This is a genomic window from Rhodococcus sp. 05-2255-1e, from assembly GCF_002259025.1.
GTDB classification, from domain to species: Bacteria; Actinomycetota; Actinomycetes; order Mycobacteriales; family Mycobacteriaceae; genus Rhodococcoides; species Rhodococcoides fascians.
The window spans coordinates 382836-406462 of the sequence record NZ_NOZE01000023.1 but is presented as its reverse complement, the minus strand read 5'-3'; the positions used below and the strand labels follow the sequence as shown (position 1 = coordinate 406462).

Sequence of the window (23627 nt, the reverse complement as noted above, 5' to 3'; positions counted from 1 at the left end):
CTGTCAGACTCTAGGCATGCGCGTATACCTGGGTGCCGACCACGCCGGCCTCGAGTTCAAGAATCAGATCATCGAACACCTGACGGCAACCGGGCACGAGCCCGTCGACTGCGGTGCTTTCGACTACGACCCCGTCGACGACTACCCGGCCTTCTGCATCGACGCGGCACGTCGCGTCGTCGCCGATCCGGGCAGCCGCGGCCTCGTGCTCGGCGGATCCGGAAACGGCGAGCAGATCGCCGCCAACAAGGTGCCGGGCGCACGCTGTGCCCTCGCGTGGAGCGTCGAGACGGCGAAGTTGGCTCGCGAACACAACGATGCGCAGCTCATCGGCATCGGCGGCCGCATGCACACGTTGCCCGAAGCACTGGCCATCGTCGACGCGTTCCTCGGTACCCCGTTCTCGGGCGAGGAGCGCCACCAGCGTCGCATCGACATCCTGTCCGAGTACGAGCGCAGCGGCGAAGCACCCGAGGTTCCGGGAAAGCCCGAGTAAGTGCCCGAAGGGCATACCCTGCACCGACTCGCTCGGTTGCATCAACGTCGGTTCGGCGGGGCACCGGTGGAGGCGAGCAGTCCCCAGGGACGGTTCGTTTCCGGTGCCGCGCTGATCGACGGCCTCGTCCTCGAGAAGGCCGAGGCGTGGGGCAAGCATCTGCTACACCGCTACGAATCCGACCTGATCGTGCACATTCACCTCGGCCTGTACGGAAAGTTCACCGAACACGCTGTGCCACTGGATGATCCGGTGGGTGCGGTGCGTCTGCGCATCGTGGGGGAGAAGTACGGTGCCGACCTCCGCGGCCCCACGGCCTGCGAGATCTACACCGAGCAACAGGTCGACGCCCTCCTGGCGCGTCTGGGGCCGGACCCGCTCCGCAAGGACGCCGACCCGGATGCGGCCTGGGCACGAATATCCAAGTCACGCACGGCCATCGGCACGTTGCTGATGGATCAGAAGGTGCTCGCCGGCGTCGGCAACGTCTACCGCGCCGAGATCCTCTTCCGGCACGAGATCAACCCGATGCGGCCCGGAAAGGACCTCGACCGAGCCGAGTGGGACGCCATCTGGCTCGACCTCGTGGACCTCATGGCCATCGGTGTCCGGCGCGGGCGCATCATCACCATCAGGCCCGAAGACGATCACGGCGACACCTACGGTGCCCGCCGACCGCGTTCGTACGTCTACCGCAGGGAAGGCCTCCCGTGCCGCGTGTGCGGAGCCGAGATCCTGCACTCGACGATGCAGGCGCGAAACCTGTTCTGGTGCCCCGTCTGTCAGGCGACGTAAGGGCGGGCGAGCTAGAACCCGCCGAAATCCCCTCCGCCTCCGCCGCCGTCGAAGAAGCCACCGCCGTCTCCGCTGTCGAAGAAGCCGCCACCGTCACCGCCGTCGTTACCTGCTCCGGCGTCGCCACCGTCGTAATTGTCACCAGCACCCCCGTCGGAACCGTCCGCACCCAGGTCGCCACCCGCTGCGGTCTCGTCCGGAACTCCGGCCATGCCGGAGAACATCGCCGAGAACAGGAACATCGAGCCCATTCCCCAAGCGCCGGCGACCAAGGCCGGACGCCACCACGGTTCGGAGTACCAGCCTGCGGGGACGGGTCGGCCCGCCACTCGTCCGCCGGGGTAGTAGTTCGGGGTCCGGTCCGACGGGTCCGGTGAGGCCGCGATCTCTCGTCCCTCGAAGTCGACCTTGCGTTCCTCGGTGACACGGCCTGCCTGCTGTTGGCCGTCGATGCCCTGTACCTCGGGGCCCGGGTCCATGCCCATCGCCAGGCGCGCGGCGCGAATGTAATAGAGCCCCTCGAGCGCGGTCTGCTTGGCCAGCCTCGCCTGTTCGACGGTTGTCGCCTGGTCGATCTGCGAGCCTGCTGCGATATTGCGCTCGGATGCGTCGGCGAGGGCCTGCTTGGATGCGGTGTCGGAGCCGACGAGGTTGTAGACCTGGCCGCCGAGCCGTTCGATCGACTGGCGGGCGTCGGCCTTCGCATCGGCCAGTGCGGTGGCCGCGGCTGCGGCGGAGTTCTTCTTGCTGCGAAGCACCAGCAGTGCCACTACGGCCACGACGATGACGATCAGGACGATTTCCACTTCTGAGCCTTCCATCGGCGATACATGTCCAGTTCGTCCGATTCACTCGAACACTGTCGACGATACGCGGACACGAAAAAGCCCCGCACTCGTGAAGTGCGGGGCTTTTTGATGGAGCCGATGACGAGAATCGAACTCGCGTAGCCTGTTTGGAAGACAGGGGCTCTACCATTGAGCTACATCGGCGTGCAAACAACAGTCGTGGGATCGCCAGTTCCGTCGCCTGCGTTTCAAGACTGTACCCAAAGCGGTTGCCGGATTCCAAACCGGCCCGTCGAGCCCGGTCTCGCGGAACGTCATGGGTGGGGCGCCCATGAGGGGCTACTATCGGTTGCTGTTCAATGGTGTCCGTACGACGGGGTGTGGCGCAGCTTGGTAGCGCATCCGCTTTGGGAGCGGAGGGTCGCAGGTTCAATTCCTGTCACCCCGACAAATGAGAGCCGCGGGCACGGCTCACCGTGCTCGTGGCGAGCGGAAGACAGCAAGCCAGAACTGCCAGCAAGCAAGAATCACCACAAAGGAGCATGTCCCGTGAAGAGCACCGTCGAGCAGCTGAGCCCGACGCGAGTCCGTATCAACGTTGAGGTGCCCTTCGAGGAGCTCAAGCCTGATTTCGACCGCGCGTACAAGGCTTTGGCTCAGCAGATCCGCCTCCCCGGATTCCGTCCCGGCAAGGCTCCGGCCAAGTTGCTCGAGGCGCGAGTCGGCCGTGGTGCAGTACTCGAGCAGGTCGTCAACGACGCTCTTCCCTCTCGCTACTCCGAGGCCGTGACCAACGAGAAGGTCAAGGTCATCGGCCAGCCCGAGATCGAGATCACCAAGATCGAAGACGGCACCGAGCTCACGTTCACCGCCGAGGTCGACGTGCGTCCCGAGATCGAGCTGCCGGATTACTCGACCATCAGCGTCGTTGTCGATCCGCTCGAGATCAAGGACGAAGCCGTCGACGAGCAGCTGCAGTCGCTCCGTCAGCGTTTCGGAACCCTCACCGGTGTCGATCGCCCGGTTCAGTCCGGCGACTTCGTGTCCATCGATCTCTCGGCCACGGTCGACGGCGAGAACGTCGAAGAGGCCACCGCGAGCGGACTGTCCCACGAGGTCGGCTCCGGTCAGCTCATCGAGGGCCTCGACGACGCGATCATCGGCGTCTCGGCCGGCGAGTCGAAGGAGTTCACCTCCACGCTCGTTGCCGGTGAGTACGCGGGCAAGGAAGCCGTCGTCACGGTCAAGGTCGTCTCCGTCAAGGAGCGCGAGCTGCCCGAGGCCGACGACGAGTTCGCCCAGCTCGCCAGCGAGTTCGACACGTTCGACGAGCTGCTCGCCGATCTGAAGACGCGCGTCGAGCGAGTCGCGAAGGTCGAGCAGGCCGGTCAGATTCGCGACAAGGTGCTCGAGACGCTACTCGAGACGCTCGAGATTCCGGCTCCCGAGGCCGTCGTCAAGGCCGAGGTCGATTCCCAGGTGCACGAGGCCATCCACGGCCTCGATCACAACGAGGAAGCGCTCGCCGAGTTGCTCGAGTCGCAGGGTTCGAGCCGCGAGGAGTTCGACAAGGACGTCAAGGAGGGTGCCGAGAAGTCGGTGCGCACCCAGCTCCTGCTCGACGCCATCGCCGAGGCAGAGAACACTCAGGTCGGCCAGGACGAGCTGACCGAGCGGATCATCTTCCAGGCCCAGCGCTACGGCATGCCGCCCGAGCAGTTCATCCAGCAGGTGCAGCAGGCCAACCAGCTCGGTGCCGTGTTCGCCGATGTCAAGCGCGGCAAGGCGCTTGCCTCGGTCGTCGAGCGCGTCACCGTGACCGACACCAACGGAGCCAGCGTCGACACCGCCGAGCTGTTCGGCAGCCCTGCCGATGCTCCCGACGAGGTCGAAGCAGCTGATTCTTCCGAGGGCGAACAAGAGAAGTAACGCTCACAGCGAACGACGGCGGTTCCGGGACTCCGGAGCCGCCGTCTTTCGTTAGTGTCTGTGTCAGGAACCAACGATTTGTTATGGAAAAGGCAGGTACCGTGACTGTTCAGAATCCGGCGGCTTCGCACGAGCAGAGTCCCGTCATGACTTCGGCCGCAGCAGGGCTGAATCTCAGCGACTCCGTGTACGAGCGTCTGCTTCAAAACCGCATCATTTTCCTCGGTACCCAGGTCGACGACGACATCGCCAACAAGTTGTGCGCGCAGATCCTGCTCCTGTCGGCCGAGGACCCCACCCGCGACATCTCGCTGTACATCAACTCGCCCGGTGGCTCGGTCACCGCAGGTATGGCGATCTTCGACACCATGGAATTCGCCGAGTGCGATATCGCCACCTACGGGATGGGCTTGGCTGCCTCGATGGGCCAGTTCCTGCTCTCGGCCGGTGCGAAGGGCAAGCGGTACGCCCTTCCGCACGCGCGCATCATGATGCATCAGCCTTCGGCCGGTATCGGCGGCAGCGCTTCGGACATCGCGATCATGGCCGAGCAGTTCGCGCACACCAAGCGTGAGATGGCCGAGCTCATCGCTCAGCACACCGGCCAGACCGTCGAGCAGATCACCGAGGATTCCGACCGTGACCGGTGGTTCACGGCACAGGCGGCCAAGGAATACGGGTTCGTGGATCACGTCGTCAGCCGCGCGCGGCAGGCCGGCGGAGTCGGCGAGTAATTCGGCCGCTACCGGCGACCCTCGATCACTCACATCTTGGAGAAACGATGACAAACCTGTTCGATCCCAACCAGTTGCCGTCCTCGCGGTACATCCTTCCGTCCTTCGTCGAGCACTCGAGCTACGGCGTCAAGGAGTCGAACCCGTACAACAAGCTGTTCGAGGAGCGCATCATCTTCCTCGGCGTCCAGGTCGACGATGCGTCTGCCAACGACGTCATGGCACAGCTGCTGGTCCTCGAGGGCCTCGACCCCGACCGTGACATCACGATGTACATCAACTCACCCGGTGGCTCGTTCACCTCGTTGATGGCCATCTACGACACGATGCAGTACGTCCGCGCCGACGTGGCGACAGTGTGCCTCGGCCAGGCGGCTTCGGCTGCCGCGGTACTGCTCGCCGCCGGCACCCCCGGCAAGCGCGCGGCTCTGCCGAACGCACGAGTGCTGATCCACCAGCCCTCGAGCGGCGGCATTCAGGGCCAGGTCTCGGACCTCGAGATCCAGGCCGCCGAGATCGAACGTATGCGTCGACTCATGGAGACCACCCTCGGCCGCCACACCGGCAAGGATCCCGACGTGATCCGCAAGGACACCGATCGCGACAAGATCCTCACCGCCGAGCAGGCCAAGGACTACGGCATCATCGACACCGTGTTCGAGTACCGCAAGCTCTCGGCTCAGAAGTAGCACGCAAGTACCACCGGTCGGATCGCCTCGCGGTCCGGCAGACGATCGGACGCCGGGCACGAGTGGACAACTCGGCCCGGCTGTCTCGATTCACGCCCCGAATGCCGTGATTGGTGAAAACGGGCGGCGAATCACCGGAAACAACCCGCCCATGTTCGGCGAACACGGGTAGCGTCGCATCCAAGAACTCGGTCGGAGCATCTCGAACTCGGCATGCCATCGATCGAGAAGTAGCCCGTCCTTCCGCGTATGCGGTCGGCCGGGTCGTACGCGGACAAGGAAGTAGGAACCTCCGAATGGCACGCATCGGTGACGGTGGCGATCTGCTGAAGTGCTCGTTCTGCGGCAAGAGCCAAAAGCAGGTCAAGAAGCTCATTGCAGGACCAGGGGTGTACATCTGCGACGAGTGCATCGACCTGTGCAACGAGATCATCGAGGAGGAGTTGGCCGAATCGAGCGAAGTCAAGCTCGACGACCTGCCCAAGCCTTCCGAGATCAAGGACTTTCTCGAGAACTACGTGATCGGCCAGGACGCTGCGAAGCGCACGTTGGCCGTCGCTGTCTACAACCACTACAAGCGCATTCAGGCCGGCGACAAGGCGCGCGATGTGCGCGGCGAATCCGTCGAGCTGGCCAAATCGAACATCTTGATGCTTGGTCCCACCGGGTGCGGCAAGACGTATCTGGCCCAGACCCTCGCCAAGATGCTCAACGTGCCGTTCGCGATCGCCGACGCCACCGCACTGACCGAAGCCGGGTACGTGGGTGAGGATGTCGAGAACATCCTGCTCAAGCTCATCCAGGCCGCGGACTACGACGTCAAGCGGGCCGAGACCGGCATCATCTACATCGACGAGGTCGACAAGATCGCTCGTAAGAGCGAGAACCCGTCGATCACCCGCGATGTCTCCGGTGAAGGCGTACAGCAGGCACTGCTGAAGATCCTGGAAGGTACCCAGGCCAGCGTCCCGCCGCAGGGCGGACGTAAGCATCCGCACCAGGAGTTCATCCAGATCGACACCACCAACGTGCTCTTCATCGTCGCCGGTGCTTTCGCCGGTCTGGAGAAGATCGTGTCCGATCGCGTCGGTAAGCGCGGTCTCGGCTTCGGAGCCGAGGTGCGTTCCAAGGCCGAGATCGACACGCAGGATCACTTCGCCGAGGTGATGCCCGAGGATCTGATCAAGTTCGGTTTGATCCCCGAGTTCATCGGTCGTCTCCCGATGATCGCGTCGGTGACCAACCTGGACAAGGAATCACTGGTCACCATCCTGTCCGAACCGAAGAACGCGTTGGTCAAGCAGTACCGTCGACTCTTCGACATGGACGGCGTCGAGCTCGAGTTCACGTCCGAGGCACTCGAGGCAATTGCCGATCAGGCGATCCTGCGTGGCACCGGTGCTCGTGGGTTGCGCGCGATCATGGAAGAAGTGCTGCTTCCGGTGATGTACGACATCCCGAGCCGGGACGACGTGGAGAAGGTCGTGGTCACGGCAGAGACGGTCAACGACAACGTCCTGCCGACCATCGTTCCGCGCAAGCCCGAACGCCCGGAGCGTCGCGACAAGTCGGCCTGACCAGCTCCGGCACGACACAGAACGAGCCCCGATCATCGAACGCGATGATCGGGGCTCGTTCTGTGTTGTGGAGGTTCTCGATCGAGGTTGTCAGCCGAGGACCGAGATGTGCGGGTGCAGGTCCGGGTCGACCGCGGCACACCGCTGCGCCACCAACGGGTCGTGGCCCGGCACGACATGCTCGGGGCTGTCGGCGAGTTCCTTGATCCGGTCGAACGCGCCGAACATGTCCGGCAGGCAGTGCAGAATCGCGAAGGGACTGTCGGATTCGATGTTCTCGTAGAAGTGACTCGCATCCGACGCCAGCACCAGGGTCCCGCGCTCGGTGTGCACGCTGACTACCTGCATGCCCGCGGTATGTCCGCCCACCGCATGCACCGAGAGTCCCGGTGCCAGTTCGCGGTCGCCGTCGACGATGTCGAGACGCGGACTTCCCGTGACGTGGTCGATGTCGGACCGCGAGTGCAACCAGCGTTCCTGCCCGACGCGGGTCGCCCACGGACCGTTCCAGTAGTCGAGCTCTTTCTGCTGGACGACGTAGCGGGCCGACGGCAGATCTGCGACGACTCCGGTGTGGTCGTAGTGCAGATGGGTCAGCACACATACGTCGATGTCACCGGGGGAGATTCCCAGCTCTCCGATGAGGTCCACGGGGGAGCCGACGTAGTTCAGTCCCTTCATCCGTGACGCCGTCGCCGGTGCGAGACCGGCGTCGACGAGGACGGTCTCGGTGTCCGACAGCGCGAGCCACACGTAGTACGCGGTGGGGTGCGGCTCGTGACCGCGCTCGTCCGCATAGTGGAAGTGCGTGCTGCGCAGAGATGTTCGGCTCGCATAGCGCACGGCGTACACACGCCATTCACCGCTGCGGTCCGGTCGCAGACCGTCGATCATCGCGGGTCAGTTCGACGTCGTACGAGCGACCGACTCGCGCCGAGTCGTTCGAGTGGATCGTCCGAGCTCGTCGGTGGGCGTGCGATAGGTCTCTTTGGACGTGGACACGATCGCAACGTTGACGGCGCAGAACACGGCGGTGACGATGGCGACCGGCAACCACGCACCGATCTCGGCCCCGGCGATGGCACCGGCAATGGTGGGCGCGAATCCTGCTATGGCGAAACCGATCTGGGTTCCCAGCGCAGTTCCGGTCAGACGTACCCGAGCCGGGAACATCTCGCCGTAGAACGAGGGCCAGACACCGCCAGTCGCGCTGTGGACGAAACCGAACATGACGATGCCGAAGACGAAGATGAGCGCGTAGTTTCCGACCGAGATGGACCAGAGGTATCCGAACATGAGGATTGCGCAACCGATCGATCCGAACAGGAACACCGGCTTGCGACCGACGCGATCGGACAGCGACCCGAAGAACGGGAGTGCGAACAGCGCGACGACGTTGGCGAGTACGCCGACCCACAGCATCGGAGTTCGTTCCAGGCCGACTGTGTTGACCGCGTACGACAGCGCATAGACGGTGAAAATCGTACTGACCGAGGCGATCACGGCGGCAAACATGACTCGAAGAACGGCGGGCCAGTGCTCGGACAGCAGTTCGGTCAGCGGGAGACGCTGCGGCTCGGCGGACGCCACCTCTTCCTCGAAGACGGGGGTCTCGTCGAGCGAGCGCCGGATCAGGAATGCGGCGACAACGACGAATGCGCTGAGGAAGAACGGGATTCGCCAGCCCCAGCTGAGCAACTGGTCCTCGGGGAGCATGGCGACCGGGAGAAAGACAGCGGTGGCAAGGATCTGACCGCCCTGGGTGCCGCTGAGGGTGAAGCTGGTGAAGAACGCCCGTCGGTGGTCGGGTGCGTGCTCGAGGGTCATGGAGTTGGCACCCGCCTGCTCACCGCCCGCAGAGAAGCCCTGGGCCAGGCGCAGCAGGACCAGGACTATCGGGGCCGCGAGGCCGATGGATTCGTACGAGGGAAGGACGCCGACTCCGAGAGTGGCGACTCCCATCAGCAGGACGGTGGCAACCATGACCTTCTTGCGGCCGTAACGGTCACCGATGTGACCGAGCACCAATGCGCCCAGTGGGCGGGCCAGGTAGCCGACCCCGAAAGTCGCCAGGGCCAACAACGTTCCGGTGGCGGGGTTGGAGCCGGGAAAGAACACGCGGCCGAAGACCAGCGCAGCGGCGGTGCCGTAGATGAAGAAGTCGTAGTACTCGAGGGCGCTGCCCACCCAGGCCGCGGTTGCGGCTTTACGCGGGTTGGCTCCGGGGCGCAGGGGCGGGTGACCGGACGTGAGGGGATCCATCGGTGTCGTCTCTTTTCGTGTGACGGGAAGCCGGGCGCACAGTTCGACATCCACGACCCGATCGGCCGCTAATGTACGAAATAGTTAACTCCGGGCGCTCCTAGATATTGAACGTGATCCATGCCACGTGTCAACCCCCGATGCGATGCGGGTCGCTCGATCTCGGTGTCAGGCGTCGGTGGAGGTGAGGAACGCGATGATCATGTCGCCGAGCATGGCCCGCAGTCGTGTGCGGTGCGCCGGGTCGGTGAGGTCGCGCCCGAACAGTGCCTCGAACGTGTATCGGTTGGACAGCCGGAACACGCAGAAGCTGCTGATCGCCATATGAATGTCCAACGCGTCGACATCGGTTCGAAAGAGCCCGTCGGCCTGCCCGCGCGCAAGAATGTCGGCCAACAGCTCGGCGGCCGGATTGCCGAGATTGCTCAGCGCCTCGGAGGTGCCGATATGTTCGCCGCGCAGAATGTTCTCGGTCGATACCAGCCGGATGAAGTCCGGGTTCTGCTCGTGATGGTCGAACGTGACCGATGCGATGGCGCGGATCGCCTCGACCGGACCGAGTCCTTCGACGTCCACGGCTCGTTCGCGCTCGCGGATGCGGAGGTAGGACCGCTCCAGAACGGCCTTGTACAGGCCTTCCTTGTCGGTGAAGTAGTAGTACAGCATCCGCTTGGTCGTGTGTGTTCGCTCGGCGATCTCGTCGATGCGTGCGCCGGCGAAGCCCTTGTCCGCAAACTCCTCCGTGGCTACCTCGAGGATGTTGTGTCGGGTCAGATCGCTGTTGCGCCGACGTTTGACGGCCGGTCCGCTGTCGTCGGAGGTGTCGGTTGTACGCGGAGCCATGGGTCGACTCTATCGCCGCGAATTGCGGAGAAAGGGTGTGTGCGTGCCGTCACCGTAGTACCGTCGAGCTAACTCACCAATTAGTACATTAAAGCTCGAGGAGATCGACATGCCGGAATCCCTGCTCTGCGGGCTGATCGGGACGGGTATCGGCAAATCGCTCACGCCCGCGATGCATGAGCGAGAGGGTGCCGAGCACGGTCTGACCTACCTCTATCGGATCATCGATCTCGATCGGCGCGGGCTGACCGTGGACGACCTACCGCGGCTGGTGGCCACGGCAGCCGACCTCGGATTTCGCGGCCTCAACATCACCCACCCGTGCAAGCAACGGGTTCTTCACTGCCTCGACGATCTCTCGGAGGATGCCGCGCGTCTGGGTGCCGTCAACACCGTTGTGTTCTCCGACGGGCGCGCGATCGGTCACAACACCGACTGGTCCGGGTTCGACCGAAATTTCGGACGTGGCTTACCGGGAGCCGATCTGAGTGATGTGGTGCAACTCGGAGCCGGGGGAGCAGGTGCGGCCGTGGCGTACTCAATGGCACGCCGGGGAGCCGCCAAGCTGACACTCGTCGATGCCGATCGTTCTCGGGCGCAGCAACTTCGAGACTCGCTGGCCTCGATGTTCCCCGAGCCCGAGATCTGCTCGACCGGCCTCGATCGGCTCGGCGACGTGCTGAGCACAGCGTCGGGGTTGGTGCACGCAACGCCGGTCGGAATGCTCGAGCACCCGGGATCTGCTGTGCCGCAGGAATTTCTGCGTCCGCAGATGTGGGTTTCGGAAGTCGTGTACAGGCCGGCCGAGACCGAATTGCTCATGCAGGCAGCGCGAGCGGGGTGCCGAACCCTGAGCGGCACCGGCATGGCCGTGTTCCAGGCAGCGGACGCCTTCGAGATATTCACCGGCCGAATTGCGAACGCAGATCGGATGATCGCGCACATGGGCACCCTCATCGACAGCGAAGAGCGCGTCGCTGCTGCTGGGGCCTCCGCATGACGGCCATTGCCACGTCGGTGGCCACTGTCTCGCTCAGTGGGTCTCTCGACGAGAAGATGCGCGCCATCGCCGAAGCCGGGTTCGACGGGTTCGAGGTGTTCGAGCCGGATCTGATCAGCTCACCGGACCTGCCTGCAGACATTGCGAAGAAGGCTGCAGATCTGGGACTGACCGTCGATCTCTACCAACCCTTCCGTGACGCCGACTCCGACGACCCGGACCAGTTCGCGCGCAACCTCGTTCGCGCCGAACGCAAATTCGACGTGATGGAACAGCTGGGATGCGACCTGCTGCTGGTCTGCTCGTCACCGTTGGCCGGCGCAGTGCGCGAGGACGACATGTTGATCGAACAGATGGCAACTCTCGCCGAGCGTGCACATCGCCGCGGACTGCGGCTGGCCTACGAAGCGCTCGCCTGGGGTAGCCACGTCGACACCTACCGTCATGCCTGGGACATCGTCCGGCAGGTCGACCACCCAGCGCTCGGGACCTGTCTCGACAGCTTTCACATCCTCTCCCGCGGCGACGACCCATCGGGCATCCGCGAGATACCCGGCGAGAAGATCTTCTTCGTGCAACTGGCCGACGCCCCGCACCTGGTGATGGACGTCCTGCAGTGGAGTCGCCATCACCGATGCTTCCCCGGTCAGGGGAACTTCGATCTGGCAACCTTCGGAGCCCACGTCGTGGCCTCGGGCTATACGGGCCCGTGGTCTCTCGAAATCTTCAACGACGTCTTCCGGCATTCCGACACCGGCCGAACGGCGTCGGACGCACACCGTTCGCTGCTCCACCTGCAGGAGCAGGTCCGCAGCGTCGACACCGTCGTGCCGAATCCCGATCTGTTCTCCCCGCCTCCGCCCGGCCCGATCGAGAACATCGTGTCCCTACGTATCGCCGCGGGCCCTGCCAAGGCCGCCCAGTTGGGCACCACCTTGCGTCACCTCGGCTTCGACCTCACCGCCGCGCACAGCGAACACGGACTGTCGCTGTTCACCCAGGGCCCACTCGCCGTCGCGGTCGACACGACCGTCGACACCCTGTGGACGGCACCGGGCGTCCCCGCCCACCTGCCCGCACTGGCCCAGATCGGGGTCCGCAGCGAGCGGCCCGACCTGTGGTTGACCAGAGCCCGCGCCCTGGGGGTCCCCGCCGCGACGGTCACCATGCCGGGCGTTGCCGACGCGACCGACGCGGTGGTGCGGCTCGCCGTAACCGGTGCAACCTCGCTCGACCTACGCACCCGAGACAGCGCCGGTGCCTGGCAGTCAGCATTCGACCTCGCTCCCAGAGTGCCTGTGCCGCAGGACAAGCCCCTGGTCTCGCACGTGGACCACATCGCCCTCGCGGTCCCGGCGGAAAGCTGGGACGGCGTGATGCTGTTGCTCCGCTCGGTGTTCGGCATGGTGCCCCGGGACGGTCAGGACGTCGTGGACGCGATCGGACTGGTGCGAAGCCAGGCCCTCACCCTGACGACCACCAACGGCACCATTCGCCTGTCGCTCAACATGGTTCCCGGTCGCCCATCCGATGCCGACCCCCTGCCCGCCGCCCGCCGCGGAGGCGTCGGACATGTGGCGTTCGGATGCGAGGACATCTACGCCGCGGCCGAGGCAATGACCGAACGCGGTCTCACGCCGTTGCGCATCTCGCCCAACTACTATCGCGACCTGAACGCACGGTTCGGCCTCGGTCCGGACACCCTCGACGCGATGCAGCGGCTCGGCATCCTGTACGACGCCGACTCCGCAGGCGGCGAGTTCTTCCACTTCTTCACCGGCACCGTGGGCGACGACCTCTTCTTCGAGGTGGTGCAGCGGGTAGGCGGGTACGAAGGCTACGGGGAGACCAACTCGGCTGTGCGCCTGGCTGCGCAACTACAGCAGTGAGTAGCGATCAGGACAGTCGCTCGAACACCGCGGCCAGGCCCTGTCCGCCGCCGATGCACATCGTTTCGAGTCCGTAGCGGACCTCTCGACGATCCATTTCACGGAGCAGGGTGGCAAGGATTCGGGCGCCGGTGGCCCCGACCGGGTGGCCGAGCGAAATGCCGGAACCGTGCGGGTTCAGCCGCGGGTCGTCCGACTCGATACCCCAGGACCGAGTCACGGCCAGCGCCTGGGCGGCGAAGGCTTCGTTGAGTTCGATGACGCCCATGTCGTCGAGAGTGAGCCCCAGGCGTCCGAGCGCTTTCTCACTGGCGGGCACCGGACCGATTCCCATGGTGCGCGGAGCGACTCCGGCAACGCCCCAGCTCGCGAGCCGCGCCAGTGGTCGAAGTCCCAGCGCCGCAGCCGTTTCGGGTGTCGTGACGATGGCGATCGCGGCACCGTCGTTCTGCCCGCTGGCATTGCCCGCGGTGACCGTCGACTCGGGATCGATCGATGCACGGATTGCCTTCAGCTTCGCCAACGACTCCACGGTCGTGTCGGCCCGTGGATGCTCGTCGGTCGAGACCAGAACCGGTTCCGACTTACGCTGGGGGACAGACACACCCACGATCTCCTCGGCGAACACGCCGCTGTTCTGCGCGGCGACCGCACGCCGATGCGACTGCACGGCCAGCGCGTCCTGATCGGCGCGGCTGATAGAGAACTCCTGGCGAAGATTCTCGGCGGTCTCGATCATGCCGCCGGGCACCGGAAAGTTCTTGCCACCCGCCGTCACTCGGGCCCGCGCAAGTCGGTCGGAGAGGGCGACCGCCTCGGCCTTGACGCCCCACCGCATGCCGGTCGCGTAGAACTCGGTCTGGCTCATACTTTCGACGCCGCCTGCCAGAACCAGGTCGTTGCCGCCGGACTGCACCTGCATGCACGCCTGCAGTACCGCTTGTAGGCCGGAGCCGCAGCGTCGGTCGACCTGCATGCCTGGCACATCGATGCCGAGATCGGCGTCGAGGGCCGCGATTCGACCGATGGCCGGTGCATCACCGTTCGGTGACGCCTGGCCCAGGATCACGTCGTCGATGTCCGCTCCGGAGATGCCCGTTCGCGCAACCAGTTCGGTGATGACCGTGGCCGCGAGGGCCTGGGCGGAAATGTCGCGGAACTGGCCACCGAAACGGCCGACGGGGGTACGCAGGGGCTCGCAGATCACGGCTTCAGGCATGGGTGTTTCCTCGCTTGTCGTTGGCTCCGGTACTCACCCGGAGCAGATCGGTCTCGATGGCGCGGGTGGCGTCGAGCAAGGCCGGGAGTAGTTCGGCGCGCACGGCGTCCGCAGAATGACGTGCAGCTTGAGTCGAGACGTTGGCTGCCGCGACAACCACGCCGGTGTTGTCGCGGATGGGTGCGGCGATCGAACGCAGTCCCTCTTCGAGTTCTTGGTCCACCAGGCAGAAGCCGTCGACCCGCACTCGTTCGAGTTCCCGCGCGAGCGAGGCCGCGGTCGTGATGGTCTTGCCCGTCAACGGCGTCAACCGCACTCGCTCCAGGTACGCATCCAGCTCGTCCTCGGGAAGACCGGCCAACAGCACCCGGCCCATCGAGGTCGCGAACGCCGGAAATCTGGTGCCGATGTTGATGCCGACGGTCATGATGCGGCTGACCGGAACCCGGGCGACGTACACCACATCGTCACCGTCGAGTATCGACACCGAGGACGATTCACGCACTCGTTCGGCGAGCGCCTCGAGATGGGGGCCCGAGACCTCGGGGAGCGAGAGACTCGACAGATAGCTGTACCCCAATTCGAGTACGCGCGGGGTGAGCCAGAACATCGAGCCGTCGGTACGCACGTATCCGAGTTCGACGAGCGTGAGCAGAAACCGTCGGGCGGTGGCGCGGGTCAGGTCGGTCGCTCGGGCCACGTCGGCCAGCGTTCGACGCGGATGCTCACCGTCGAAGGCTCTGATCACTGCCAAGCCGCGTCCGAGAGACTGGACGTAATCCGAGGACGGCGGTGTGTCCGCGGCACTCACGAGGTTTCGCTCTCGGTGATGGCGGCCTGAGCCAATGCGAAAGCGTTGTTGCTGTTCGGTACTCCCGCGTAGACCGCGGTGTGCAAGAACACCTCGGCGAGTTCGTCGGGTGCGATACCGGCACGCAACGCCGCTCGGATGTGCATGTCGAGTTCGTGGTGGTTACCCAGGGCCGTCAGAACGGCCAGAGTCAGCAGTCGGCGGGTGTGGTGGTCGAGTCCGGGACGAGCCCAGACGTCGCCCCATGCGGTTCGGGTGATGAAATCCTGGAACGGGGCCGTGAATTCGGTTCTCGATGCGATGCTGCGGTCGACGTGGGCGTCACCGAGCACACTGCGCCGTACTGCCATTCCGGTGTCGTGCGCCGCGGACCGTCCGGCGGAGTACGCATTCGCTCCGACGTGAGCGGCAATGGCCGCCGTGACGCGGCCTGCCTGTTCGACGTTCGCCAGATGTGCGGCCGGGTCGAGTGTCAGGAGCGTCGATCCTGCAACGCCGTCGGCGATGAAGCGCAGATCGTCCGGAGTGGTCGACGGATCCTGTCGGCCCGCGATCACGAGGGTGGGAGCGGCGATCCTGGCGAGGTCCGCGCGAGAATCCCACTCGGACAACGCCTCACAGCATGCCGCGTACCCCTCGTCGGAGGTCTCGGCGATCATGCGTCGACACCGTGCGACGAGATCGGTGTCGCGGGCGGCGAGTTCGGGCGTGAACCACCGTGCGAGTACAGCGTCCGCGAGTGCTGCTGTCCCCGAGGCGCGTACGGTCGCGGCACGGTCGATCCACTGAGCGGCTTCACCGAACTTGGCGGACGTGCACAGCAGAGACAGAGTGCGCACCCGCTCGGGGCGATGAATCGCAATCCATTGAGCGACGGCACCGCCGAGGGAGAGTCCGACCACGTGGACGCGTTCCAGAGCGAGTGAATCCAGCAGTGCAAGAACGTCACCGGCGAGATCGGCCACGGAATAGGGGCCGGGCGGTACCGGTGATCGACCATGTCCCCGTAGATCGACCGTCAACACGTGGACAGAAGCCGACAGTGCGCCCACCTGCGGGTCCCACATCGATCGGTCCGAGCCGAGCGAGCCGATCAGCACGACGGTATCCGCATCGGGGTGCGGCCCCTCGGTGCGGTGGTGAGCCAGAGTGACTGTCATCAGATGTCCTTCGAGTCCGTGGGGCGTTCGGTGTCCGGTGCACACGCAGCGAGGATGACGTCGACCAAGTCGGGTGCGTGACCCACATAGCCTGCTGGATTCAACATCTCGCGCACCGCCGCCGGCGTCAGGAAGGCGGTGATGGCGGGATCCGTGTCCAGTGGCGCACCTGCTGCGCATCGGTCGGTGACGATGTCGCGGGCGCGCTCGGTGTGCGGTGCCAGCGCGGCCGTGACCCGTTCGGCGAGTAGTGCACCACCCGTCGCTTCGAGGTTGCGCGCCATGGCATCTGGATGCACATGCAGACCCGTGAGGCTCGTCGCAATACGATGCGCACCGCCGCCGGTGAGTCGTAGCAGATCGGTGACGGTCTCCCATTCGGCGTGCCACGGGCCAGCGGCGCGCTGCTGCTCGTGGTCCATATTCGCCAGCACTGTCGCAACGGCTCCCGGCACCCGGCGGGCCGCAGCCCGCGCGGTGATGGCGGCGATCGGGTTGCGCTTGTGTGGCATCGCCGACGAACCCCCCGGCGCGTTCTCGGACACCTCGGCCAGTTCGGTGGCGGACATCGACACGATGTCCCCGGCGATCTTCGCAATGGAGCCCGCGGCAATACCCAACGCGCACGCCAGATCTGCGACGGTGACGCGGTCGGTGTGCCAGGGCGCAGTCTGTGGTGCCAGACCGAGGGCGTCCGCGAGCGCGGCGGCAATGGCCGGACCGTGCGGATGTACGGCGGCCATCGTTCCGGCGGCACCTCCGTATTGCACACAGCACGACCGCCGAACCGCAGCGAGACGGTGACTCGAACGATGCAGCGCCCCAGCCCAATTGGCGGCCACCAGCCCGAAAGTAGTGGGTAACGCCTGCTGGCCGAGGGTGCGCGCGACCATAGGAGTGGTTCGGTGCGCCAGCGCCAGGCCTCGCGCCGCGGTATGTGCATCACCGAGCGACGCCTCGACGACCGTGAGTGCGTCACGTGCGACGAGCATGGACGCGGTGTCCATGATGTCCTGGCTGGTCGCCCCGGGGTGCACTGCAGCAGCAGGAACTCCGCGCTCGGACACCGCGTTTCGCAGTACTTTCACCAGTGGTATCACCGGATTCCCACCGGCCGCTGCAGCCGCTCCGAGTGCCGTGATGTCCAGAGATTCACCCAGCTCTGCCGCGACCGCGGTGATGATGTCCGCATGCTTCGCGTCGACCACGCCGACAGAGGCAGCGGCCCGGGAGAGGGCTGCCTCGACGTCGAACATCGCCCGAACCCAGCCTCGGTCGCCGACGATCGGTGCGATGATCTCGCTGCCGAATGTCGGATCGAACAGTGCCCCTCTATCGGAAGCCATGGTCCTCTTTCACCGCATCGTCGATCAGTTCGGGAGCGTGCATCACAGCGCGAAGAACGGGGTCTCGTCTCCGTCCGGATCGGTGTTCTGTAACACGATATCGAGGTGGTAGCCGCCGTCCACTGTGGTGGCGACGAGTCGGGCTCGCTTGTCGGCGGGCAAGTCGGACAGCACCGGATCGATTTCGTTGGCCTCGGCCTCGTCCGGGAAGTACATCCGCGTGACGACCCGCTCGAGCATTCCGCGGGCAAAGATTCCGACGTCGATGTGGGGTGCTTCGACGAGGTCGTTCTCGGCGGGCAACGGCCCCGGTTTGATGGTCGTGATCGTCATCGTTCCCCGTGCATCGGCAAATGCTCGACCGAAGCCGCGGAAACCTGCGACACGTGGTGCCACGGCACCCCGTGGATCGTCCGGATGGTCGAAGCGACCGTCGGAGTCGGCCTGCCAGGTCTCGATCATGGCGTCGGACACCGGTTGACGAGCCCCGTCCACGAGGGTGAACGTCAGGGTGATCGCCTCGGCGGTGCCGGGAGGTACCACGTCCTGTCCGTCCGGCCACAGCAGACCGATGTGGACGTAGGGCCCGACCGTCTGAGAGGGCGTCTGACCGAACGGTGCGGTGGTGAAATCGGCACCGGTCACCACCGGGTACCGGGGAGCGAACTCGGGGTCAGTCATCGTGGTCGTCCTCCTCGAACGGGGTGGCGTTGCGTCCGCGCAGAACGATGTCGAACTTGAACCCGAGAGCCCAGTTCGGTTGTGTTGCTTCGTAATCGAAGGTGCTGATCATGCGAGCACGCGCGTCCTCGGGGGCTGCGTTGTAGATGGGATCCTGGAAGAACATGGGGTCGTCGGGGAAGTACATCTGCGTCACCAACCGCTGGGTGAATGCGTGACCGAACAGGGAGAAGTGAATGTGGGCAGGCCGCCATGCGTTGTGGTGGTTGCCCCAGGGGTACGCGCCCGGTTTGATCGTGGTGAACCGGTATCGGCCGTCGGCATCGGTGAGTACTCGGCCCACGCCGTCGAAATGCGGGTCGAGAGGTGCAGGCCAGCGATCACCCGAGTGTCGGTAACGCCCGCCCGCGTTGGCCTGCCATACCTCTACGAGGGTGTTCGGGATCGCTCTGCCGTCGCTGTCGAGCACTCGACCGTGCACGATGATGCGTTGACCCTGAGCTTCGCCACCTCGCGCGAGCGTCAGGTCGGCGTCGGAGTCGGTGACCCGTCCCTCGCCCAGAACCGGACCGGTGATCTCGGTCAATCGTTGGGGGAGAAGCGTCAACGGCTGCGCCGGATGCCGCAGGGCAGTGGTCCGGTACTCGGCGAAGTCGCGTGGTGCATGGACACCCGTCTGGTCCCGGTACTCGGGCGGGAGATGAAGCATCGACAGCTCCTGACGATCGTGGTGATCAAGCGCACTCGCCACCGTATACAGGTGTTCGCATGGTGGCAACCTGTTCACATAACGCACATTGTCGGGTACCGTCGCTGCCATGTTGGACAAAGTCGTGGCCAGTGCCACAGAAGCGGTAGCGGACATCCCCGACGGGTCGTCGATCGCCGTGGGCGGGTTCGGGTTGGTGGGAGTGCCGGAGATCCTGATCGCCGCGGTGCTCGAGCAGGGAGCTACCGACCTCGAAACCATCAGCAACAACTGCGGGACCGACGGCTTCGGTCTGGGAGTGCTGCTGGCGCAGCACCGCATTCGGCGCACGATCAGCTCGTACGTGGGATCCAACAAGGAATTCGCACGGCAGTACCTCGGCGGCGAACTGGAGGTGGAGCTGACCCCGCAGGGCACCCTCGCCGAGCGGCTGCGAGCCGGTGGTGCCGGTATTCCGGCGTTCTTCACCCCCGCGGGTGTCGGGACGCAGGTGGCCGACGGCGGTTTGCCGCTGCGCTACGACGGCAGCGGCGGCATCGCCGTGGCGAGTCCGCCGAAGGAGACCCGGGAGTTCGACGGGGTCACCTATGTGATGGAGCGCGGCATCGTCGCGGACTACGCCTTGGTCCACGCCTGGAAGGGCGACCGGCACGGAAACCTGGTGTTCCATGCCAGCGCACGGAACTTCAATCCACCCGCCGCCGCGTCGGGTCGGATCACCGTGGCGCAGGTCGAGCACCTGGTCGAGCCGGGGGAGATCGGTCCGGACGAGGTGCACACCCCGGGCATTCATGTGCAGCGGGTCGTGCATGTCGGCCCGGTCGAGGTCGGCATCGAGCAGAGGACGGTACGAGCATGAGCGAGAAGATGTCCCGCGAACAGATGGCCGCCCGGGTGGCGCAGGAGCTCGGCGACGGGCAGTACGTCAACCTCGGAATCGGCATGCCGACCCTGGTGCCCAACTACATTCCGACCGACGTCTCGGTGATTCTGCATTCCGAGAACGGCGTGCTCGGCGTCGGCCCCTATCCCACCGAGGACGAACTCGATCCCGAGATCATCAACGCGGGCAAGGAAACCATCACGGTGCTTCCCGGCTCGTCCTACTTCGACTCGTCGCAGTCGTTCGGAATGATCCGCGGCGGCCAGGTCGACGTCGCCGTGCTGGGTGCGATGCAGGTCAGCGCCACCGGCGACCTCGCGAACTGGATGATCCCCGGGCACATGGTCAAGGGGATGGGTGGTGCCATGGATCTGGTGCACGGTGCCCGTCGCGTGATCGTCATGATGGAGCACGTCTCCCGGAAGGGTGAACCGAAGATTCTGCAGTCCTGCACTCTGCCGCTGACCGGGAAGGGCTGCGTGCACAGGATCATCTCGGACATGGCGGTTCTGGACGTCACCGACGACGGACTGCGCCTCGTCGAGACCGCGCCGGGAATCTCGGTGGACGACGTCAGGAACGCCACCGCAGCCGAGCTACTCGTCGATGTTGCTAGGGAGTGGAGCCTGCGGAACGACTCAGGAGATACCGTCTGACACAAGGACGCGGTCGGCGCGGGAGTAGATGTTCATCGACCGGCCGCGGAGAAAGCCGATCACCGTCAGTCCTGATTCGGTCGCGAGATCGACCGCGAGAGACGACGGTGCGGACACCGCAGCAAGTATGGGGATCCCGGCCATCACGGCTTTCTGCGCCAGCTCGAACGAGGCGCGGCCACTGACCATCAATATCGTGCCGCGCAGCGGAACTCGATCGTGCTCGGTGGCCCAGCCGACGACCTTGTCCACCGCGTTGTGGCGTCCGACGTCCTCGCGGAGGACGAGCATGTCGCCGTCCGCAGTGAACAGCGCCGCAGCGTGCAAGCCGCCCGTGGTGTCGAAGACCTTCTGCGCTGCGCGCAGGGTGTCCGGTAGCCCGGCGAGGGTATCGGACGTCACCACGACGTCGTCGTCAGCAGGAGAATGCTTGGTGCGCAACCGAATTGCGTCGAGTGATCCCTTGCCGCAGACCCCGCACGACGAGGTCGTGTAGAAATTGCGTTCCACCCCGGTCTCGGGGGCTGCCACGCCCGGTGCCAGCGTGACGTCCAGGACGTTGTAGGTGTTCGCGCCCTCGTCGTCGACGCCGTCGCAGTACCGCGCCGCAGCGATATCGGCACGCGATGCAATGACGCCCTCGGTCAGCAGGAAACCGTGGGCCAGTTCGACGTCGTGGCCCGGCGTACGCATCGTGACGGCAAGGGCTCTGCCGTCGACGCGCAGTTCCATCGGTTCCTCCACCACCAAGGTGTCGGGACGGTCGACTCGGTGTTCGCCGCGTATTCGGACGACGGGTCTGCGAGCGGTGATCCGGCCCATCAGTGCCGACTCGATACGCGGCGACGTCGAAAGCTCATACCTCGATTGTGGACCCTCGTGTCATCGGTCCGACGACTCGGTTGCCATTGCCCGCACGAGCGACACCAATCGCGGGTGTTCGGCGAGGTCGTCGACCAGCACTGCCGAGCCGTCGGAGTCGGCGAGCGGGACCTTCCAGTTGCCGTACTGGGTCTCGTCCGTACCCGGTTGGTTCTGAATGCGATGCTCACCGACCGCGTCGACGAGAGCGACGCCGATCAGCAGTGACGGGCTGCGCTGGACCAGCCGGTGCAGCGCCTCGACGGTCTCGTGGTTGTCGGCATCGGCGGCGAGCAATCCGCGGGTGCGGGCCAGGTCCAGGACCGCCTCTCGCGCACGGGAATCCACTTCCTTTTCCGCATCGATGTCGCGCTCGAGCAGGCCGAGTCGGGACCGCAGTTCGATGTGCTCGCCTTCGAGGTATCCAGCGGTGGGAGGCAGGTCGTGCGTCGTCACCGACGTCAGGCACAGAGTCCGGTAGTCCTCGGGCGGGATGGGTCCGGAATCATCGGCCTCGAACCAGAGGATGGAGGTGCCGAAGATTCCGCGCTCGGTGAGGTATTCCTGCACCATCGGCTCGAACACCCCGAGGTCCTCGCCGACCACTACCGCACCCGCGCGCTCGGCTTCGAGGGCGAGGATGCCGATCAGCGCCTCGTGGTCGTATTCGACATACGTTCCCCCGCCGGCGTTCTCGGCCTCCTGTGGAATCCACCACAACCGGAACAGGCCCAGGATGTGGTCGACGCGGATGCCCCCGGCGTGACGCAGAATCGTGCGCAGCATGTCTCGGTACGGGACGTAGGCCATCTCGCGCAGTCGATCCGGATCCCAGGGCGGTTGATTCCAGTTCTGGCCCTGCTGGTTGAAGTTGTCCGGCGGCGCTCCCACGGTGACTCCGGACACCAGCACGTCGCCGAGCGTCCACGCATCGGCCCCGCCGCGGGCGACTCCCACCGCGAGGTCGTGCATGACGCCGATCTCCATCCCGGCGTCGAGCGCGGCCCGCTGGGCAGCGGCCAGTTGCTCGTCACAGATCCACTGCAGCCACATGTGAAAGTCGATGCGCCCGGCCAGCTTTGCGCGTTGTTCGAGGACGAAATCGGTGCGTGGGTGCGCTGCGCGATCGGTCCATGCGGGATCGTTCGGGCCGAACTTCTCCGCCAGCGCGCTCCACACCGCAAAATCCCGGAGCCCGGTGCCCTCGCGTTCGACGAACGCCCGGAACGCGGACTCGCGGGCCGGACTGCGCTCGACCTTGTGGACGCGTTCGAGGGCGCGGAGCTTGGCCTTGAACGTCGCGTCCCGGTTCAGCTTCTTGGTGCGAACGTTCGCCTTGTCGAATCGAGCCGCGGCATCCTGGATCTTGCCGAACTGCTTGGGCGAGAGCAGCGCCGTCTCTCGAATGTTCTCGACACGGATGTACAGCGGATTGAAGAAGCGTCGCGTGGTCGGTAGATACGGAGAGGCCTCCACGGGCGTCGTCGGCCGGTCGGCGTGCAGCGGATTGACCAGCAGATAGTCGAATCCATGCACGCGGCCGGCGATGTCGACCATGTCCTCGAGGTCGGCGAGATCACCGATGCCCCACGAACGCGTCGAGCGCACCGAGTACAGCTGTGCCAGGAGACCGGTGCGTTGCCTGTCGGCAAGTTCGGCATTGGGCGACAACGACTTCGGTGTGACCACGACGACCGTGTCCGAGGTTCGGACGGTGTTGTCCTCACCGATCGTCGTTGCAGTGAGGCTGTGCCATCCCAGCGGGGCATCGCCGGGCACCACGAACGTGGCACGTCCGATCAGCCGTCCGTCCACCTCGCGCGGATCGACCCAGACGTCGGCCTGCGGTACCTCGATGGCGTCGCCGTCCTCGGACACCATCGACACTTCCACCGGATTGCCGTGTGGCACATGCACCCACACCGTCGCCTCGGTGCCCTGGGTCGTGACGACCACAGGAGGAAGCAGGCGACGCCACGGTGCGTTCTCGATGTCCTCCAGTGCCCGATCGACATCCTCGGTGGTTTCGGTCGCGTAACCGCGTGCAGCCAATACCTGCCGCAGGGTCGCGTCGCTCACGTCGTGCTCGGTGTCGTCCCAGCCTCGGTACGACGTCGACGTACCGAGCCGCTGGGCGAGAGTTCGTAGGGCCTGCGAGTAATCCTCATCCGAATGTGCCACGGTGTCGATCGTGCCAGTTCGACGGGCGCACGTCACCCGCACCGGTCGGCCGTTCACCGCAGGTTCGTTCCGCGGTGTGTTCGGGGGCGACACCCGTGTACTGCGAGGGTTGAAAGCT

General features: G+C 65.3%; 22 protein-coding genes and 2 tRNA genes. 11 read left to right on the top strand and 13 right to left on the bottom strand.

Features of this window, described 5'->3' with window-relative positions:
* The first annotated feature begins 16 nt into the window (after window positions 1-16).
* Both CH262_RS16565 and CH262_RS16560 read left to right on the top strand, forming a co-directional pair.
* Window positions 17-496, top strand: a complete 480-nt coding sequence (locus CH262_RS16565) for a ribose-5-phosphate isomerase (protein WP_032374451.1) — start codon at window positions 17-19, stop codon at window positions 494-496.
* On the top strand, window positions 497-1291 hold the full coding sequence (locus tag CH262_RS16560) for an Fpg/Nei family DNA glycosylase (protein WP_032368209.1): 795 nt from the start codon (window positions 497-499) through the stop codon (window positions 1289-1291). It begins immediately after the preceding gene.
* A gap of 11 nt (window positions 1292-1302) precedes the next feature.
* Here the strand turns inward: CH262_RS16560 and CH262_RS16555 are convergent, their stop codons facing one another.
* Together CH262_RS16555 and CH262_RS16550 are read right to left on the bottom strand one after the other, a co-directional pair.
* Window positions 1303-2097: a hypothetical protein gene (locus tag CH262_RS16555; protein WP_032368466.1), complete on the bottom strand. Its 795-nt coding sequence runs from the start codon at window positions 2095-2097 to the stop codon at window positions 1303-1305.
* Between the two features lie 112 nt (window positions 2098-2209).
* Window positions 2210-2283 (bottom strand) — tRNA-Gly (locus tag CH262_RS16550).
* A 170-nt stretch (window positions 2284-2453) separates the two neighbouring features.
* On the opposite strand from CH262_RS16550, the gene CH262_RS16545 reads away from it, so the two are divergent.
* The 5 genes from CH262_RS16545 to clpX all read left to right on the top strand — a co-directional run bounded on the left by CH262_RS16545 (window position 2454) and on the right by clpX (window position 7008).
* Window positions 2454-2527, top strand: a tRNA-Pro gene (locus CH262_RS16545).
* 101 nt (window positions 2528-2628) lie between these two features.
* Window positions 2629-4008 carry a trigger factor gene (gene tig / locus CH262_RS16540; protein WP_032368208.1) on the top strand — a complete coding sequence of 460 codons (1380 nt, stop codon included), beginning with the start codon at window positions 2629-2631 and terminating at the stop codon, window positions 4006-4008.
* Window positions 4009-4091: 83 nt separating this feature from the next.
* Window positions 4092-4742 carry an ATP-dependent Clp protease proteolytic subunit gene (locus CH262_RS16535; protein ID WP_072692168.1) on the top strand — a complete coding sequence of 217 codons (651 nt, stop codon included), beginning with the start codon at window positions 4092-4094 and terminating at the stop codon, window positions 4740-4742.
* Between the two features lie 47 nt (window positions 4743-4789).
* Window positions 4790-5431: an ATP-dependent Clp protease proteolytic subunit gene (locus CH262_RS16530; protein WP_008715342.1), complete on the top strand. Its 642-nt coding sequence runs from the start codon at window positions 4790-4792 to the stop codon at window positions 5429-5431.
* A gap of 296 nt (window positions 5432-5727) precedes the next feature.
* Entirely contained in the window at window positions 5728-7008 is a 1281-nt protein-coding gene (gene clpX / locus CH262_RS16525; protein WP_027497577.1) for an ATP-dependent Clp protease ATP-binding subunit ClpX, read from the top strand.
* Between the two features lie 90 nt (window positions 7009-7098).
* Here clpX and CH262_RS16520 read toward each other — a convergent pair whose 3' ends face one another.
* The 3 genes from CH262_RS16520 to CH262_RS16510 form a co-directional block, all read right to left on the bottom strand.
* Window positions 7099-7902 (bottom strand): N-acyl homoserine lactonase family protein, encoded by an 804-nt coding sequence (locus tag CH262_RS16520; protein ID WP_094717953.1) that lies wholly within the window; start codon window positions 7900-7902, stop codon window positions 7099-7101.
* A 6-nt stretch (window positions 7903-7908) separates the two neighbouring features.
* Window positions 7909-9270, bottom strand: a complete 1362-nt coding sequence (locus CH262_RS16515) for an MFS transporter (protein WP_032384580.1) — start codon at window positions 9268-9270, stop codon at window positions 7909-7911.
* Between the two features lie 168 nt (window positions 9271-9438).
* Window positions 9439-10113, bottom strand: coding sequence for a TetR/AcrR family transcriptional regulator (locus CH262_RS16510; RefSeq protein ID WP_027497575.1), 675 nt, complete (start codon window positions 10111-10113; stop codon window positions 9439-9441).
* 109 nt (window positions 10114-10222) lie between these two features.
* Between CH262_RS16510 and CH262_RS16505 the strand changes: the two genes are divergently transcribed.
* On the top strand, window positions 10223-11113 hold the full coding sequence (locus tag CH262_RS16505) for a shikimate dehydrogenase (RefSeq protein ID WP_094717952.1): 891 nt from the start codon (window positions 10223-10225) through the stop codon (window positions 11111-11113).
* Entirely contained in the window at window positions 11110-13002 is a 1893-nt protein-coding gene (locus CH262_RS16500) for a sugar phosphate isomerase/epimerase and 4-hydroxyphenylpyruvate domain-containing protein (protein WP_094717951.1), read from the top strand. Before CH262_RS16505 ends, CH262_RS16500 begins: the two co-directional genes overlap by 4 nt.
* 7 nt (window positions 13003-13009) lie before the next feature.
* Here the strand turns inward: CH262_RS16500 and CH262_RS16495 are convergent, their stop codons facing one another.
* The 6 genes from CH262_RS16495 to pcaH are packed head-to-tail and all read right to left on the bottom strand — an operon-like array spanning window position 13010 to window position 18928.
* Window positions 13010-14221, bottom strand: a complete 1212-nt coding sequence (locus CH262_RS16495; protein WP_094717950.1) for an acetyl-CoA C-acetyltransferase — start codon at window positions 14219-14221, stop codon at window positions 13010-13012.
* Window positions 14214-15032, bottom strand: coding sequence for an IclR family transcriptional regulator (locus tag CH262_RS16490; protein ID WP_032370215.1), 819 nt, complete (start codon window positions 15030-15032; stop codon window positions 14214-14216). Before CH262_RS16490 ends, CH262_RS16495 begins: the two co-directional genes overlap by 8 nt.
* Complete coding sequence (gene pcaDC, locus CH262_RS16485; protein ID WP_032370216.1) at window positions 15029-16192, bottom strand: bifunctional 3-oxoadipate enol-lactonase/4-carboxymuconolactone decarboxylase PcaDC; 1164 nt, start codon at window positions 16190-16192, stop codon at window positions 15029-15031. Before pcaDC ends, CH262_RS16490 begins: the two co-directional genes overlap by 4 nt.
* Window positions 16192-17538: a 3-carboxy-cis,cis-muconate cycloisomerase gene (gene pcaB, locus CH262_RS16480; protein WP_094717949.1), complete on the bottom strand. Its 1347-nt coding sequence runs from the start codon at window positions 17536-17538 to the stop codon at window positions 16192-16194. Before pcaB ends, pcaDC begins: the two co-directional genes overlap by 1 nt.
* Before the next feature lie 42 nt (window positions 17539-17580).
* Window positions 17581-18219: a protocatechuate 3,4-dioxygenase subunit alpha gene (gene pcaG, locus CH262_RS16475; RefSeq protein WP_094717948.1), complete on the bottom strand. Its 639-nt coding sequence runs from the start codon at window positions 18217-18219 to the stop codon at window positions 17581-17583.
* Complete coding sequence (gene pcaH / locus CH262_RS16470; RefSeq protein ID WP_032368462.1) at window positions 18212-18928, bottom strand: protocatechuate 3,4-dioxygenase subunit beta; 717 nt, start codon at window positions 18926-18928, stop codon at window positions 18212-18214. The genes pcaG and pcaH overlap by 8 nt, the downstream gene beginning before the upstream one ends.
* A gap of 109 nt (window positions 18929-19037) precedes the next feature.
* On the opposite strand from pcaH, the gene CH262_RS16465 reads away from it, so the two are divergent.
* Complete coding sequence (locus CH262_RS16465) at window positions 19038-19787, top strand: CoA transferase subunit A (protein ID WP_179271310.1); 750 nt, start codon at window positions 19038-19040, stop codon at window positions 19785-19787.
* Entirely contained in the window at window positions 19784-20467 is a 684-nt protein-coding gene (locus tag CH262_RS16460; protein WP_052053191.1) for a CoA transferase subunit B, read from the top strand. Before CH262_RS16465 ends, CH262_RS16460 begins: the two co-directional genes overlap by 4 nt.
* On the opposite strand, the gene fdhD is transcribed toward CH262_RS16460, so the two are convergent.
* Both fdhD and malQ read right to left on the bottom strand, forming a co-directional pair.
* A complete protein-coding gene (gene fdhD, locus CH262_RS16455; RefSeq protein WP_032370218.1) occupies window positions 20450-21289 on the bottom strand; it encodes a formate dehydrogenase accessory sulfurtransferase FdhD in 840 nt (279 codons plus the stop codon). The genes CH262_RS16460 and fdhD overlap by 18 nt on opposite strands.
* 60 nt (window positions 21290-21349) lie before the next feature.
* On the bottom strand, window positions 21350-23509 hold the full coding sequence (gene malQ, locus CH262_RS16450; protein WP_032374575.1) for a 4-alpha-glucanotransferase: 2160 nt from the start codon (window positions 23507-23509) through the stop codon (window positions 21350-21352).
* Window positions 23510-23627: the final 118 nt, after the last annotated feature.

Bases quoted from the DNA above. Each gene is read 5' to 3' on its own strand.
- clpX (WP_027497577.1), top strand. From the start codon at position 5,728: ATGGCACGCATCGGTGACGGTGGCGATCTGCTGAAGTGCTCGTTCTGC.
- CH262_RS16535 (WP_072692168.1), top strand. From the start codon at position 4,092: ATGGAAAAGGCAGGTACCGTGACTGTTCAGAATCCGGCGGCTTCGCAC.
- CH262_RS16520 (WP_094717953.1), bottom strand. From the start codon at position 7,902: ATGATCGACGGTCTGCGACCGGACCGCAGCGGTGAATGGCGTGTGTAC.
- CH262_RS16565 (WP_032374451.1), top strand. From the start codon at position 17: ATGCGCGTATACCTGGGTGCCGACCACGCCGGCCTCGAGTTCAAGAAT.
- pcaH (WP_032368462.1), bottom strand. From the start codon at position 18,928: ATGCTTCATCTCCCGCCCGAGTACCGGGACCAGACGGGTGTCCATGCA.
- CH262_RS16495 (WP_094717950.1), bottom strand. From the start codon at position 14,221: ATGCCTGAAGCCGTGATCTGCGAGCCCCTGCGTACCCCCGTCGGCCGT.
- pcaG (WP_094717948.1), bottom strand. From the start codon at position 18,219: ATGACTGACCCCGAGTTCGCTCCCCGGTACCCGGTGGTGACCGGTGCC.
- CH262_RS16465 (WP_179271310.1), top strand. From the start codon at position 19,038: ATGTTGGACAAAGTCGTGGCCAGTGCCACAGAAGCGGTAGCGGACATC.
- CH262_RS16460 (WP_052053191.1), top strand. From the start codon at position 19,784: ATGAGCGAGAAGATGTCCCGCGAACAGATGGCCGCCCGGGTGGCGCAG.
- CH262_RS16505 (WP_094717952.1), top strand. From the start codon at position 10,223: ATGCCGGAATCCCTGCTCTGCGGGCTGATCGGGACGGGTATCGGCAAA.
- pcaB (WP_094717949.1), bottom strand. From the start codon at position 17,538: ATGGCTTCCGATAGAGGGGCACTGTTCGATCCGACATTCGGCAGCGAG.
- CH262_RS16510 (WP_027497575.1), bottom strand. From the start codon at position 10,113: ATGGCTCCGCGTACAACCGACACCTCCGACGACAGCGGACCGGCCGTC.
- CH262_RS16500 (WP_094717951.1), top strand. From the start codon at position 11,110: ATGACGGCCATTGCCACGTCGGTGGCCACTGTCTCGCTCAGTGGGTCT.
- CH262_RS16530 (WP_008715342.1), top strand. From the start codon at position 4,790: ATGACAAACCTGTTCGATCCCAACCAGTTGCCGTCCTCGCGGTACATC.
- CH262_RS16515 (WP_032384580.1), bottom strand. From the start codon at position 9,270: ATGGATCCCCTCACGTCCGGTCACCCGCCCCTGCGCCCCGGAGCCAAC.
- fdhD (WP_032370218.1), bottom strand. From the start codon at position 21,289: ATGGGCCGGATCACCGCTCGCAGACCCGTCGTCCGAATACGCGGCGAA.
- pcaDC (WP_032370216.1), bottom strand. From the start codon at position 16,192: ATGACAGTCACTCTGGCTCACCACCGCACCGAGGGGCCGCACCCCGAT.